Origin of the sequence: Teichococcus deserti (genome assembly GCF_001982615.1) — a bacterium.
Taxonomy (GTDB): Bacteria; Pseudomonadota; Alphaproteobacteria; order Acetobacterales; family Acetobacteraceae; genus Pseudoroseomonas; species Pseudoroseomonas deserti.
This window is the reverse complement of the sequence record NZ_MLCO01000019.1, coordinates 25756-37615: the sequence shown is the minus strand read 5'-3', so window position 1 is coordinate 37615 and position 11860 is coordinate 25756. Positions and strand designations below refer to the sequence as shown.

Genomic DNA, 11860 nt, shown 5'->3' with positions numbered 1-11860 from the left:
GCAGGTCAGCGGCCTCGCCGGCTCCGGGCCGGCGGGGTGGCGGCGGGCGTCGGCGCCGGCGCGGCCGGCGTGTCGACGATGGCGGCCGGGGCGGCCTGCTGCTGCGCATTGGCGCCGCGCAGGCACTCGGTGATCATCTGCTCCATCTCGAAGCGGGCGCCGAGCTGGCTGCGCTCCATCGGATTGCCGATATAGGCGCCGCTGCCCATGCGCGACTCGGCTTCGTCCACCCGCATGGTCTGGCCGCGCTCGCGATAGCGCATCTGCCGCTCGGCATCGGCGCGGCAGGCGGCGCGGGCGGCGTCGTTCTGCTGCTCCTCGGCGCTGCGCGGGGCCACGGCGCAGGCGCCCGTCAACAGCAGCAGGGGAAGGACAAGGCGTTTCATGGCGCGCTCCGGCGGAATAGGCGGTGTGATTCTGGCAGGGGCGCGGCCGGCGCGCAGCCCCCCAAATGGAAAAAGAAATCAGGGCGCAGCGATGCGCCCTGCCCCCTCCCCGGAGACCGCCGCGCCGGCCGTGCCGGCTATGCGGTTGGACAATAGCCGCTTCATGGCGGTTTCGTCGAACCGCCCCCCGGCATCGAGCGGCTGCACCGCGGCGGCCGAGAGCAGCGCCGGGTGCAGCTCGATCCCCTCGGCGCCGATGGCGAAGAGGCCGCGCAGCCAGCGGGCGCGGCCCATCAGCTCGACCAGCGCCAGCAGCCGCAGGCACAGCGCCAGGCCCTCGACCCGCTCCAGCCCGACGCTGCGATCCACCGCCTCGGCCCAGCAGGCGGCGTCGGCATCGGCCAGCGCCAGCACCACGCCGGAGGAGAAGGCCAGGCTGCGATGCGGCCCCCAGGCCTCGGCGGCGGCGGCGGCGCGCGCGGCGTCCCAGGCCAGGCTCAGGGCGCGGGGGGCGACGGCGGGCAGGGATTCGGGGCCGCCGGGCACGGCATAGAGCAGCGCCCCGTCGGCGCCGACTGCCACCCGGATGGCGCCCCCGGTGGCATCTCGCTGGCGGGCATCGGACATGGCGCCGAAAATGGGGGTTCGGCCGGCCCTTCGCCAGGGGGCGGCGTGTCAGCCCTCCGGCTGCCATTCCGGCGGGCGCGCCAGCAGCGCCTCGATCAGGGCGGCGGCGACGCGGTGCTGCGGGCCGGGGCCGATGACGACGAACTCGATCTCGCCGAGCGGCGGCAGGTGTCGCGACGGCGGCAGGGGGGCGAGCCCCGGCGGCAGCAGCCGGCGCGAATGCGGCGCGACGCCAAGCCCCGCCTGGGCTGCGGCGCGCAGCCCGCTGAGGCTGGCGCTGGAGCAGGCGACCCGCCAGGAACGCCCGGCCGCCTCCAGCGCGGCGAGCGCCAGCGCCCGGGTGATCGAGGGCGGCGGATAGAGCACCAGCGGCAGCGGCAGCGCCGGGTCCGGGCGCCAGCCGGGGCGGCCGACCCAGGCCAGCGCCTCGCGCCAGGCGAGCTGGCCGCGCGGGTCGCCGGCGCGGCGCTTGACCACGATGACGTCGAGCTCGCCCGCGTCATAGCGCTCGTAGAGGATGCCGCTGAGCCCGACGGTCAGCTCCAGGTCGACCGCGCTATGCGCCTGGGTGAACTCGGCCAGCACCTGGGCCAGCTGGGCGCTCACGAAATCCTCCGAGGCGCCGAGCCTGATTCGGCCGCGCAGCTGGCTGCCCTCGAAGAAGCGCTGCATCCGCGCATGGGCCTCCAGCACCTGCCGGGCGAAGTCGACCAGGGCGTCGCCATCCGGGGTCAGCCCGACCGCATGGGTGTCGCGGGCGAAGAGGGCGCGGCCCAGCTGCTCCTCCAGCTTGCGGATGTGCTGGCTGACGGTGGATTGGCGCAGCCCCAGCCGCCCGGCGGCGCGGGTGAAGCTGCGCGTCTCGGCGACGGCCAGGAAGGAGCGGAGCAGCAGCGGCGGGACCATACACCTCCGTTATCACGGATCGCGTTGACTGATATCAAAAACATTCCCTCGCGGAATGAGGGCGCGTGGGTCTAGTCCTGCTGCACCGCAACCGGCCTGATCGGGTTGCGCCGCAACCGGAGCCGCCGCGATGCCCGCCTTCCTGCGCCGCCTGCGCATCGACCCGTTCCTGATCCAGCTGGTGGCGACGGTCATCCTGGCGGCGCTGCTGCCGGCCCAGGGCCGGGCGGCGGAGGCCATGACCCATGTCGCCTCGCTGGCCGTCGCGCTGCTGTTCTTCCTGCACGGCGCCAAGCTGGCGCCCAAGGCGGTGCTGGACGGGCTGCTGCACTGGCGGCTGCAGGCGCTGGTGGCGGGCTCCACCTACCTGCTGTTCCCGATCCTGGGCCTGGCGCTGACCTTCGCTCTGAAGCCCTTCCTGCCGCCGATGCTCGCTTTGGGCATCCTGTTCATCTGCGTGCTGCCGTCGACGGTGCAGTCGTCGATCGCCTTCACCGCAGTCGCCCGCGGCAACGTGCCGGCCGCCCTGTGCGCGGCGACGCTGTCCAACCTGGTCGGCATGCTGCTGACGCCGCTGCTGGTGGCGCTGCTGATGCGGACCAGCGGCGCCGGCGGCTTCTCCACCGACATCGTCAAGGACATCGCGCTGCACCTGCTGCTGCCCTTCGCCCTCGGCCAGGCGGCGCGGCCCTGGATCGGCAATTTTCTGAAGCGCAACAAGCTGGTGGTCGGGCTGGTCGACCGTGGCTCGATCCTGATCTCGGTCTACACCGCCTTTTCCGAGGGCATGAATGCCGGCATCTGGCAGCAGATGGACCTGACCACCCTGGCGCTGATCGTGGCGCTGAACGCGGCGCTGCTGGCCGCCGTGCTGGGCGCCACCCGCCTGGTCAGCCGCCGCATGGGCCTGTCGCGCGCCGACGAGGTGGTCGCCGTCTTCTGCGGCTCGAAGAAGAGCATCGCCAGCGGCATCCCGATGGCCAACATCCTGTTCCCCGCGGCGAGCATCGGCCTGATCGTGCTGCCGCTGATCCTGTTCCACCAGCTGCAGCTCTTCGCCTGCGCGGCCCTGGCGCGTCGCTATGCCTCCCACGCCGAGCAGGAAGAAACGAAATCCGAGGCCCCTGCCCTTCACGCTGGACCTGCCCCGCATATGGCCTAGCATCGGCGGCATGACCCATCCCGCCGATCTCTCCGCCACCGAGGCCCTGCGGCGCATCGCCGCCGGGCAGCTGACCGCCGACGCCCTGTGGGAAGCCTGCCAGGAGCGCATCGCAGAGCGCGAGCCGGTGGTGCGCGCCTTCACCGCCCGCACCGCCGCGGTGCCGGCCGCGATCGCCGGCCCGCTCGGCGGCTTGCCTGTCGGCGTCAAGGATGTCCTCGACACCGGCGACCTGCCCACGGAATACGGCTCGCCGATCTGGACCGGCCACCAGCCGAAGGCCGATGCCTTCGCCGTCAGCCGCGCGCGCTCGGCCGGCGGCCGCGTCATCGGCAAGACGGTGACCACCGAATTCGCCACCCGCCGCGCCGGCCCGACGACGAATCCGCATGGCGCGACGCGCACCCCGGGCGGGTCGAGCTCCGGCTCCGCGGCCGGCGTCGCCGCCGGCTTCTTCCCGCTGGCCTTCGGCACCCAGACCGCCGGCTCGATCCTGCGCCCGGCCGCCTATTGCGGCGTCGCCGGCTTCAAGCCCAGCCATGGGCTGATCCACCGGGCGGGGATGAAGGTGATGGCCGAAAGCCTCGACACCATCGGCGTCTTCGGCAAGAGGGCCGCGGATTGCGCGCTCTTTGCCGGTGTCCTGACCAACCAGGATCTCTCTGGCGTCGCCGAGACCGCGCCGCGCATCGCGCTGTGCTCCGGTCCCGCCGAGGGCCGCCTGACGCCCGAGACCCGCACCCTGCTGGACGACACCGCCCATCGCCTTTCCGCCGCCGGCGCCAAGGTGACGACGCTGGTCTTGCCCGAGGCCGTCCTGGCCGTGGACCAGGCCCATCCCACCGTCATGCATGGCGAAACGCTGCAGGCCCTGGCCTGGGAACGCGCCCACCATCGCGGCCAGATGTCCGAAGTGCTGAACGAGCGCCTCGACTGGGCCGAGAAGATGACCGCCGCGACCCTTGCCCAGGGCCGCGCCACCTTTGCCGCCGGCCGCGCCGCCTTCGCCGATCTCATGGCGGATCACGACATCCTGCTGACCGCCTCGGCCCCCGGCGAAGCGCCCGAAGGCCTCGACTGGACCGGCGAGCCGGTCTGCAACGCGCTGTGGACCGCGCTGCATGGCCCCTGCATCACCCTGGACGCCGCCCGCGGCCCGGCGGGGATGCCGCTGGGCATCCAGCTGGTCGCGCCCTTCGGCTGGGATGCAGCACTTCTCGGGTGGGCGCAGTGGGTCGAGACGGTCATCGGAAAGTAAAGGGAACATCGGAAAGTAAAGGGAAGACAGGCCAGGGGAATGAATTCCCCTGGACCCCTTCTTTTTTCTCTCTAATTGCCATGTCCGCGTGGAGACGGACGCGCCACGGCCCGGCCGCAACGCCCTGGTGCTGCCGCAGAAAGGGCGCTGACCCCGCAACGGCCAACAGAACAGAAAAAAGATGGGGGCTCGGGGGAATTCATTCCCCCGACCTTTGGCTTGCCTTCGCGTCAGGCAGCCGTCAGCACGACCCGCCCGTTGATCTTCCCGTCCTTCAGCCGGTTGAGGACGTTGTTCACTTCCGAGGCCGGCGTGGTGCTGACCGGCAGCGGCGACAGCTTGCCCTGCTGGGCCAGGCCGACGACCTCGCGCAGTTCCTGCGGGTTGCCGACATAGCTGCCGCGGATGGTCAGGGCCTTGGTCGCCATCAGCGGCAGCGGCACGTTCATCTCGCCGCCGAACAGCCCGACCTGGATCAGCTTGCCGCCCTTGCCCAGCGCGTCGATGGCGAAGCGCGCGGTCTGGGTGCCGTTGACCAGGTCGATCACCGCCTCGACCGGGCCGCCGCAGAGGGCGACCAGGCGCGCGGTGGTGTCCTCGCCGCCGGCCTGCAGCGTGTCGGTGGCACCGGCCTTCTTGGCGCCGTCCAGCTTCTCGGCCGAGATGTCGACCGAGACGATGCGCTTATGGCCCAGCGCCTTCAGGATCTCGATGGCATTCAGCCCAAGGCCGCCGGCTCCGACGACGACGATCGGCGTCTCGGGCGGCAGCGGCAGCACCTTCTGGATGGCGGAGTAGACGGTGACGCCCGAGCAGGCATAGGTCGCCGCCACCGCCGGATCGATGCCGTCGAAAGCGATCAGGTGGTTCGGGCTGCGCGCCATGACATGGGTGGCATAGCCGCCGTTCTGGAACACGCCCATGCTGCGGGCGGCCACCTGGCACATATTGTCCTGGCCCGACTGGCAGCGGTTGCACTTGCCGCAGCCGAGCCAGGGGAAGACGATGCGCAGGTCGCCGACCTTCACGCCTTTCGCATCCGGGCCGAGCTTGGCGACACGGCCGACGATCTCATGCCCCATCGCCAGCGGCAGGACCACGCCGCGGTCCTTCAGCGACATCTTGCCGCGGCTGCCCATGTCGTAGCTGCCTTCCCAGATATGCAGGTCGGAATGGCAGACGCCGCAATGCGTCACCTCGACCAGCACTTCCTCGCCGACCGGCTCGGCCAGCGGCAGCTCGATATTCTGCAGCGGTTCCCCGCATTCGACCACGGCCCAGCCACGCATGGTTCCTACTCCCTTCTTGGACTCAAGGGATGGGAAACCCTGGCGCGCGGCGGGTCAAGCCCCCGCCGGCAGGATCATGCCCGGCGCGGCGGCGCGCCGGCGGCGCTCAGCGCGCGACGGATCTCGGCTTCCGCCTTGGCCAGCTCGGTGGTGGCCTGGCGGCGGGCGGCGCGGCCTTCCTCGGCGATGCGCAGGCTGTCCTCCAGCGTCGCCACCAGCGCGGCATTGGCCTGCTGCACAGCGGCCAGGTCGAAGACGCCGCGCTCGACCTCGATGCGCGCCTCGGCATTGCCCTGGCGCAGCGTCTCGGCATTGGCGGTCAGCAGCTTGTTGGTCAGGTCGGTCGCGGCGCGCACGGCGCCGCTGGCCTCGCGCATGTTCTGGATGGCCAGCGCCTGGGCCAGCTGGGTGCGCCACAGCGGCACCGTGTTGGCCAGCACCGAATGGATCTTGGACGCCAGCGCCTTGTCGTTCTCCTGGATCAGCCGCATGCCGGGCAGCGACTGCATCGCCACCTGCCGCGTCAGCCGCAGGTCGTGCACCCGCCGGTCGAGCTCGTCCCGCGCCGCGCGCAGGTCGCGCAGCCGCTGCGGGCCCAGCGGGTTGGTCGCGTCGGCGGCCGAGACCTCGGCGCGCGGGATGACCTCCGCGTCGGTGCGGGCCAGCACCGTCTCGCCGGCGGCGATATGCTCGGCCAGCGCATGGAACCAGTCGAGCGTCGCGCCGTAGAGGCGCTCCAGCCGCTCGACATCCTCCATCAGCCGGGTGCGGTGGTTGTCCAGCTTGTCGCCGATGGTCTCGATCTGGCCGCGCACCGTCTCGTAGCGCTGCAGCACCACTGCCGCCTCGGCGCCCGCCCTGCGGAAGACGCGGGCGAAGAAGCTCGGCTTCTCGCCCAGCGCGGTGACGTCAAAGCCGCGCAGCGTGGTCAGCAGGCCGGACAGCGCCTCGCCCGCCTCGCCGGTCGACTGGTTGCGCACGGCGCCCAGCATGGCATCCGCCGCCGTGGCCGCGCGGGTCTGTGCCTCGGCGCCGAAGCGCAGGATGGTGGAGGGGTCGCGCAGGTCGATCTCGGCGGCCAGCGCGGTCACCCGCTCCGGCGCGATGGTCTCGCGGCTCAGCGTCTCGGTGGTCTTCACCCCGGCGGATTGGCTCATGCGTAACCCTCCTCTCGCAGTCGGTCGGCCAGCACCTTGACCTGGATCTCCAGCGCCTCGGTCTCGGCGGCGCGCAGCCGGTCGCGCAGCTGGATGCTGCCGCGCGCCATGTCCTCGACCAGGGTGTCGAGCCGCGGCGGCGGCTCGGCGCCGCGGCCCAGCGTGGTGTCGATCCGCTCCAGCCCGTCGAGCTGCAGGTTCATGAAGCGCCGCGCCTCGCCGAGGCCGGACGGGCGCAGCGCCAGCTCTGCCATCAGCTCGCGCAGCGCGGCAACCGCCGGGCGCAGCCGGGCGTCGCTGGCGGCCAGGGCGGCCAGGCGGGCGCGCGGCACCTCCAGCAGGTCGGGCGCGGGCGGCGGTGGCGGCGCCGGTGGCTCGACCACGGCGGGCGGCGCCTCGGCATAGAGCAGCTTGGCGCCGAAGAAGCCCATCAGGCCGAAGACCACGGCGCCGAGCGGCGGGACGCCGGCTGCCATGCCGGCGATCAGCCCGGTGGCGACGCCGGCCAGCAGCGCCGCCCGGGCGATCCTGCCGCGGCGCAGCCGGTGCAGGGCCAGCCCCAGCAGACCCAGCCCCAGCAGCAGGCCGAGCAGCGGCCGCTGCGCCCCGGAGATCAGGTTGACCAGCAGCGCCGGCGCCAGCGGCAGCGCCACCAGCACCAGCATGGTGCCGCGAAACTGCCGGAACATCAGGAAAACACCCCGATGATGGCGCGGAACAGCGCCATCAGCGAGACCAGCCAGAGCGACAGCCCCAGCAGGACGAAGCCGGCGGCACGGCCGAGCGGGCTCTCCCGCCGCAGCCGTTCCGGCAGCAGGGCCACGAGGCGGCTTTCCAGCCGATCGGCAAGGGGAAGTCCGGCGGAGGGCGCCGCGGACCGGGCATGGCGTCGCATGCAGAACAGATTGCCCTGGCGGGCAGCGGCTTCAAGCGACCCGTGGCGCTTCAGCCACCCCGGCTGCGGAAGAAACGCGCGATCGTGGCCGCCGCCTGGTCCAGATGGCGCTCCAGCACGGCGACCGCAGCCTCGACATCGCCACGGTCGGCGGCGTCCAGCATGGCGCGGTGGTCGTGCTGCGCCATCTCCCCCCGTCCATGCGCCGCGAGGTGGAACCTCAGATAGCGGTCAAACGCCGACAGTTCCTGCTCGACCAGTTGCAGCATGCGGGCATGGCCGGCCGCGGCATAGAGCGCCATGTGGAAGCGCCGGTTCAGCTGGCCCATCCGCGCCGGGTCGGATTCGGCGTCCATCGCCGCGATCAGCGTCGCCGCCTCGGCCCGCTGCGCCGCGGTCAGGTTGGGGATGGAGCGGCGCAGCGCCGCCACCTCCAGCGCGCGGCGGATGGCATAGCCGTCGGCGGCGTCCGAGGCCGAGATGGCGGTGACCACCGCGCCCCGATGCGGCAGCACGTCGACCAGCGCCTGCGCCTCGAGCTGGCGCAGCGCCTCGCGCACCGGCATGCGGCTGACGCCGAAGCGGGTGGCCAGCTCCTCCTGCCGCAGCGCGGTGCCGCCGGGCAGGCGGCCATCCAGGATGGCGGCCTTCAGGATGCCTTCGACATATTCCGTCGCGGTGCGCCAGCCGCCGGCCAGCTCCGGCGCCAGGCAGTCCAGGGGAGAGATCTCTGCAGCAGTCACAGGGCGGGCATCCACGATCCGGCCGTTGATTGGATCCAACATTACGCTACCCTGCCGCCCCGAAGCCAGAGGGAGCTCCAGGCCCGTGTCCGCATCCACCCCCCGCGCCGGCCTGGTGCAGCCCCTGGTCGCCGGCATGCTGGCCGCCATCGTCGGCTTCGCCAGTTCCTTCACCATCGTGCTGCAGGGCTTCCGTGCGGTCGGCGCGACGCCGGCCCAGGCGGCCTCGGGGCTGCTGGCGCTCTGCGTCATGCAGGGCGTGCTGGCGATCTGGATGAGCTGGCGGCTGAAGCTGCCGATCATCATCGCCTGGTCGACCCCGGGCGCCGCGCTGCTGGTCGCGACCGGCATGCCCGAGGGCGGCTTCCCCGTGGCGGCCGGCGCCTTCCTGATGGCCGGGCTGCTGATCCTGCTGGCCGGGCTGTGGAAGCCCTTCGGCCGGGCGGTGGCCGCCATTCCGCCCAGCCTGGCCAATGCCATGATGGCCGGCATCCTGTTCGAGATCTGCCTGGCACCGATGCGCGCGGTCGGCGTCATGCCGCTGCTGGCCCTGCCGATCATCGCGGCCTGGGCCCTGGCCTGGCGCTTCGCCCGGCTCTATGCGGTGCCGATCGCGGTGGCCGTCGCCGCGGTGCTGATCGTCTTGGCCACCCCCCTGCCCCATGGCGCGCTCTCCGAGATCGCCCCCCATCTGGAATGGGTGACGCCGCAATTCTCGGCCGGTGCGGCCATCGGCATCGCCATGCCGCTGTTCCTGGTGACGATGGCCTCGCAGAACGTGCCGGGCCTCGCGGTGCTGAACGCCCATGGCTACCGCCCGGCGCCCGGGCCGATCTTCACCGCCACCGGCCTGGTCAGCGCGGCGATCGCGCCCTTCGGCGGCCATTCGCTGAACCTGGCCGCCATCACCGCCGCGCTCTGCGCCAGCCGCGACGCCCATCCCGACCCGCAGAAGCGCTGGATCGCGGCGCTGGCCTGCGGCGGCGCCTATATCCTGCTGGGCCTCGGCGCCAGCTTCGCGGTGGCCTTCATCGCCGCCTCGCCGCCGCTGCTGATCCAGACGGTGGCCGGCCTGGCGCTGCTGGCCAGCCTGGGCGGGGCGCTGACCTCGGCCCTCGCCGACGAACGCCAGCGGCTGCCGGCCGTCACCACCTTCGCCACCACCGCATCCGGATTGGCGATCTTCGGGATCGGGGCGGCCTTCTGGGGGCTCGTCGCGGGCGGGGCGTTGATGGCGCTGGATCGCCTGCGAAAGTAAGCCAGGCCAGGGGAAGGAATTCCCCTGGACCCCATCTTTTTTCTGTCAGAAAGCGGGCTTGCTGCAGACGATCACCTCGGTGAACTCCGCCACGATGCCATGCGTGCGGTCGCAGTGGCGCCGGATCTCGACGTCGAATCCCGTCCAGCGCGTGATCAGCTCGGGCAGGTCGTAGCCGTAATGGAAGGTCACCAGCGAGCCCTCGCCGCTGATCGGATTGCCGTGATACTCCGGCTCGGCCAGATGCGTGACCCGGCCGTCCGGCTCCAGCCGCGCCCGCTGCGCCGTCTCGGTGTTCCACTTGTAGATCGGCGTGGTGTGGATGTGGCAGCCGCCCGGGCGCAGCGTGCGGTAGATCTCCTGGTACGCCCGCTCGGGATGGAAGACATGCTCCATGACATCCTGGGTGACCACCAGGTCAAAGCTTTCATCGGCGAAGGTCTGCGCCTCCAGATCCTCGCAGCGCACCCCATCCTGCAGGCTGCCCAGCGGCAGGCCCGGGAAGAATTGCGTCGGCACGTAGCCGGGCGCCTCGGCGGCCAGCAGCCGCGACACGCCGCGCGAAGCCGGCGAGCTCTCATGGATGGCAAGCTGGGCGTAATGCGGCAGCAGCTGGCGGATCGCCAGCATCAGCGCCCGCTCCCGCGGGATCGACCCGCCATCGCAGCTTTCGCAGAACAGATGATCGCGGAACCAGGCGTCCCGGGCGGTGAAGCGGGTCTCCCGCAGGCAGATCGGACAGAAACCTGGCCAGCTCGCCACCGCGCTCTGAAGCTTCATCGGATTTCATCCGCCTCCCCTGTTGATCACCGATCATTCCATGACCGAGACCAGAGGGGTAGCGCGATGATCCGCCGGCTGGTGAATAGACCACCAGACGTCGTCGCCATGAAATTCATCGGATTGCGGCCGGAGGAAGAATTTCTTCTTCCTCCTGCTTCGGGACATGCCCGGTCAGACCACCGGGCTCTTGCCGCCATCCACGTTCAGCGCGGTGCCGGTGATGTACCCCCCGGCGTCGCTCGCCAGGAACAGCGCCGTCGCCGCGAATTCCTCGGGCCTGCCGAGGCGGCCCATCGGCACCGTGCGCCCCTGCTCGGCCTTCCACTCGTCGAAGCTCAGGCCACGCGGGTCGGCGGCGTGGCGGCGGACCCACTGGTCGCTCTCGATGATGCCAACCAGCAGGGCGTTGACCAGGATGCCATGCGGCGCGCCTTCATTGGCCAGGACCTTGGTCAGGGCCATGCCGGCGGCGCGGGTGACGGCGGTGGGGGCCCCCTCGGCCGGGGGCGCCTTGGCGCCGATGTTGAGGACGTTGATCACCCGGCCCCAGCGGCGCTGCTCCATGCCCCCCCAGGCCAGGCGGGTCAGGCGGATGGCGGCGAACAGCTTCAGGTCCAGGTCGTTCTGCCACAGCGCGTCGCTCACCTCAGCGAAGCGGCCGCGCTGGCTGGTGCCGGCATTGTTGACGACGATGTCGAGCTGGCCGAAGGCGGCGACGGCGCCGTCATAGGCGGCCTGGCAGCCTTCCGCGGTGCTGATGTCGGCGGCGACCGGGGTGGCGCCGGTCTCGGCGGCGGCTTTCTGCAGGGTGGCCTGGTCGCGCGCGACGATGGCGACGCGGGCGCCGGCCGCGATGAAGGCGCGCGCCATGGCAAGGCCAAGGCCCTTGGAACCGCCGGTGATCAGCGCGTGCCGGCCGGCCAGGGATAATTGCATTGTCGGGGAACCTCTTGGACGGGGGAAGAAGTGGGGCGACCTACGGGGCTCGAACCCGTGACATCCACGACCACAACGTGGCGCTCTACCAACTGAGCTAAGGCCGCCATAACCACCTTCCCCCCGGGCCCGCCGGCTGACCAGCGGGCTTCGAGGTGGCGCGGGAAATAAGCCGCGCGCGCGCTGGCGTCAACAGGCAGCGCGCGGCAAAAGCGTCAGAAGATCAGCTCGCCCGCCATCAGCGCCATCACCAGCACCAGGATGAACAGCAGCAGGAAGACGCCGAAGATGATCTTGGCGATTCGCCCGGCCACCGCCGAGACGCCGGTGAAGCCCAGCGCGCCGGCGACGATCGAGATGACGAGGCAGATCAGCGCCCATTTCAGCATGATGGTCCACTCCCCTGGTTGACCCTGGCGGGGCAACGCGGCGCGGGCGGCCCAGTTCCCGCTGGCGGCAA

General features: G+C 71.6%; 14 protein-coding genes and 1 tRNA gene. 3 read left to right on the top strand and 12 right to left on the bottom strand.

Annotation, left to right across the window (positions count from 1 at the left end; all coding sequences use genetic code 11):
• Nucleotides 1-5: 5 nt before the first annotated feature.
• The 3 genes from BKE38_RS03050 to BKE38_RS03040 all read right to left on the bottom strand — a co-directional run bounded on the left by BKE38_RS03050 (nucleotide 6) and on the right by BKE38_RS03040 (nucleotide 1919).
• Nucleotides 6-386 carry a hypothetical protein gene (locus BKE38_RS03050; protein WP_076955895.1) on the bottom strand — a complete coding sequence of 127 codons (381 nt, stop codon included), beginning with the start codon at nucleotides 384-386 and terminating at the stop codon, nucleotides 6-8.
• Nucleotides 387-464: 78 nt separating this feature from the next.
• The gene (locus BKE38_RS03045) at nucleotides 465-1013 is read right to left on the bottom strand and encodes a hypothetical protein (RefSeq protein WP_076955894.1); all 549 of its coding nucleotides are present in this window, start codon (nucleotides 1011-1013) and stop codon (nucleotides 465-467) included.
• 48 nt (nucleotides 1014-1061) lie between these two features.
• Nucleotides 1062-1919, bottom strand: coding sequence for a LysR family transcriptional regulator (locus BKE38_RS03040; protein ID WP_076955893.1), 858 nt, complete (start codon nucleotides 1917-1919; stop codon nucleotides 1062-1064).
• Between the two features lie 130 nt (nucleotides 1920-2049).
• Here BKE38_RS03040 and BKE38_RS03035 point away from each other — a divergent pair, with 130 nt between their 5' ends.
• Nucleotides 2050-3081 carry a bile acid:sodium symporter family protein gene (locus BKE38_RS03035; protein WP_076955892.1) on the top strand — a complete coding sequence of 344 codons (1032 nt, stop codon included), beginning with the start codon at nucleotides 2050-2052 and terminating at the stop codon, nucleotides 3079-3081.
• A 10-nt stretch (nucleotides 3082-3091) separates the two neighbouring features.
• Nucleotides 3092-4339, top strand: coding sequence for an amidase (locus tag BKE38_RS03030; RefSeq protein ID WP_076955891.1), 1248 nt, complete (start codon nucleotides 3092-3094; stop codon nucleotides 4337-4339).
• A 230-nt stretch (nucleotides 4340-4569) separates the two neighbouring features.
• Here BKE38_RS03030 and BKE38_RS03025 read toward each other — a convergent pair whose 3' ends face one another.
• From BKE38_RS03025 to BKE38_RS03010, 5 genes are all read right to left on the bottom strand, one after another.
• Nucleotides 4570-5628 (bottom strand): alcohol dehydrogenase, encoded by a 1059-nt coding sequence (locus BKE38_RS03025; protein WP_076955890.1) that lies wholly within the window; start codon nucleotides 5626-5628, stop codon nucleotides 4570-4572.
• A 74-nt stretch (nucleotides 5629-5702) separates the two neighbouring features.
• On the bottom strand, nucleotides 5703-6785 hold the full coding sequence (locus tag BKE38_RS03020) for a toxic anion resistance protein (protein ID WP_076955889.1): 1083 nt from the start codon (nucleotides 6783-6785) through the stop codon (nucleotides 5703-5705).
• Nucleotides 6782-7474 carry a hypothetical protein gene (locus BKE38_RS03015; protein WP_076955888.1) on the bottom strand — a complete coding sequence of 231 codons (693 nt, stop codon included), beginning with the start codon at nucleotides 7472-7474 and terminating at the stop codon, nucleotides 6782-6784. The genes BKE38_RS03020 and BKE38_RS03015 overlap by 4 nt, the downstream gene beginning before the upstream one ends.
• Nucleotides 7474-7608 carry a hypothetical protein gene (locus BKE38_RS33575; RefSeq protein WP_278247598.1) on the bottom strand — a complete coding sequence of 45 codons (135 nt, stop codon included), beginning with the start codon at nucleotides 7606-7608 and terminating at the stop codon, nucleotides 7474-7476. The genes BKE38_RS03015 and BKE38_RS33575 overlap by 1 nt, the downstream gene beginning before the upstream one ends.
• A gap of 122 nt (nucleotides 7609-7730) precedes the next feature.
• Nucleotides 7731-8423, bottom strand: a complete 693-nt coding sequence (locus BKE38_RS03010; protein WP_242662144.1) for a GntR family transcriptional regulator — start codon at nucleotides 8421-8423, stop codon at nucleotides 7731-7733.
• An 85-nt stretch (nucleotides 8424-8508) separates the two neighbouring features.
• Here BKE38_RS03010 and BKE38_RS03005 point away from each other — a divergent pair, with 85 nt between their 5' ends.
• Nucleotides 8509-9681 (top strand): benzoate/H(+) symporter BenE family transporter, encoded by a 1173-nt coding sequence (locus tag BKE38_RS03005; protein ID WP_242662143.1) that lies wholly within the window; start codon nucleotides 8509-8511, stop codon nucleotides 9679-9681.
• A gap of 45 nt (nucleotides 9682-9726) precedes the next feature.
• On the opposite strand, the gene BKE38_RS03000 is transcribed toward BKE38_RS03005, so the two are convergent.
• The 4 genes from BKE38_RS03000 to BKE38_RS02985 all read right to left on the bottom strand — a co-directional run bounded on the left by BKE38_RS03000 (nucleotide 9727) and on the right by BKE38_RS02985 (nucleotide 11789).
• On the bottom strand, nucleotides 9727-10461 hold the full coding sequence (locus BKE38_RS03000; RefSeq protein ID WP_076955887.1) for a class I SAM-dependent methyltransferase: 735 nt from the start codon (nucleotides 10459-10461) through the stop codon (nucleotides 9727-9729).
• 174 nt (nucleotides 10462-10635) lie between these two features.
• The gene (locus BKE38_RS02995) at nucleotides 10636-11400 is read right to left on the bottom strand and encodes an SDR family oxidoreductase (protein WP_076955886.1); all 765 of its coding nucleotides are present in this window, start codon (nucleotides 11398-11400) and stop codon (nucleotides 10636-10638) included.
• 31 nt (nucleotides 11401-11431) lie between these two features.
• Nucleotides 11432-11507: transfer RNA gene (locus BKE38_RS02990), tRNA-His, on the bottom strand.
• A 108-nt stretch (nucleotides 11508-11615) separates the two neighbouring features.
• Nucleotides 11616-11789, bottom strand: a complete 174-nt coding sequence (locus tag BKE38_RS02985; RefSeq protein WP_076955885.1) for a DUF1328 domain-containing protein — start codon at nucleotides 11787-11789, stop codon at nucleotides 11616-11618.
• Nucleotides 11790-11860 lie beyond the last annotated feature (71 nt).

What these genes read in the sequence shown, in the direction of transcription:
- BKE38_RS03050 (WP_076955895.1), bottom strand. Translation starts at nt 386, where the DNA reads ATGAAACGCCTTGTCCTTCCCCTGCTGCTGTTGACGGGCGCCTGCGCC.
- BKE38_RS03045 (WP_076955894.1), bottom strand. Translation starts at nt 1,013, where the DNA reads ATGTCCGATGCCCGCCAGCGAGATGCCACCGGGGGCGCCATCCGGGTG.
- BKE38_RS03040 (WP_076955893.1), bottom strand. Translation starts at nt 1,919, where the DNA reads ATGGTCCCGCCGCTGCTGCTCCGCTCCTTCCTGGCCGTCGCCGAGACG.
- BKE38_RS03035 (WP_076955892.1), top strand. Translation starts at nt 2,050, where the DNA reads ATGCCCGCCTTCCTGCGCCGCCTGCGCATCGACCCGTTCCTGATCCAG.
- BKE38_RS03030 (WP_076955891.1), top strand. Translation starts at nt 3,092, where the DNA reads ATGACCCATCCCGCCGATCTCTCCGCCACCGAGGCCCTGCGGCGCATC.
- BKE38_RS03025 (WP_076955890.1), bottom strand. Translation starts at nt 5,628, where the DNA reads ATGCGTGGCTGGGCCGTGGTCGAATGCGGGGAACCGCTGCAGAATATC.
- BKE38_RS03020 (WP_076955889.1), bottom strand. Translation starts at nt 6,785, where the DNA reads ATGAGCCAATCCGCCGGGGTGAAGACCACCGAGACGCTGAGCCGCGAG.
- BKE38_RS03015 (WP_076955888.1), bottom strand. Translation starts at nt 7,474, where the DNA reads ATGTTCCGGCAGTTTCGCGGCACCATGCTGGTGCTGGTGGCGCTGCCG.
- BKE38_RS03000 (WP_076955887.1), bottom strand. Translation starts at nt 10,461, where the DNA reads ATGAAGCTTCAGAGCGCGGTGGCGAGCTGGCCAGGTTTCTGTCCGATC.
- BKE38_RS02995 (WP_076955886.1), bottom strand. Translation starts at nt 11,400, where the DNA reads ATGCAATTATCCCTGGCCGGCCGGCACGCGCTGATCACCGGCGGTTCC.
- BKE38_RS02985 (WP_076955885.1), bottom strand. Translation starts at nt 11,789, where the DNA reads ATGCTGAAATGGGCGCTGATCTGCCTCGTCATCTCGATCGTCGCCGGC.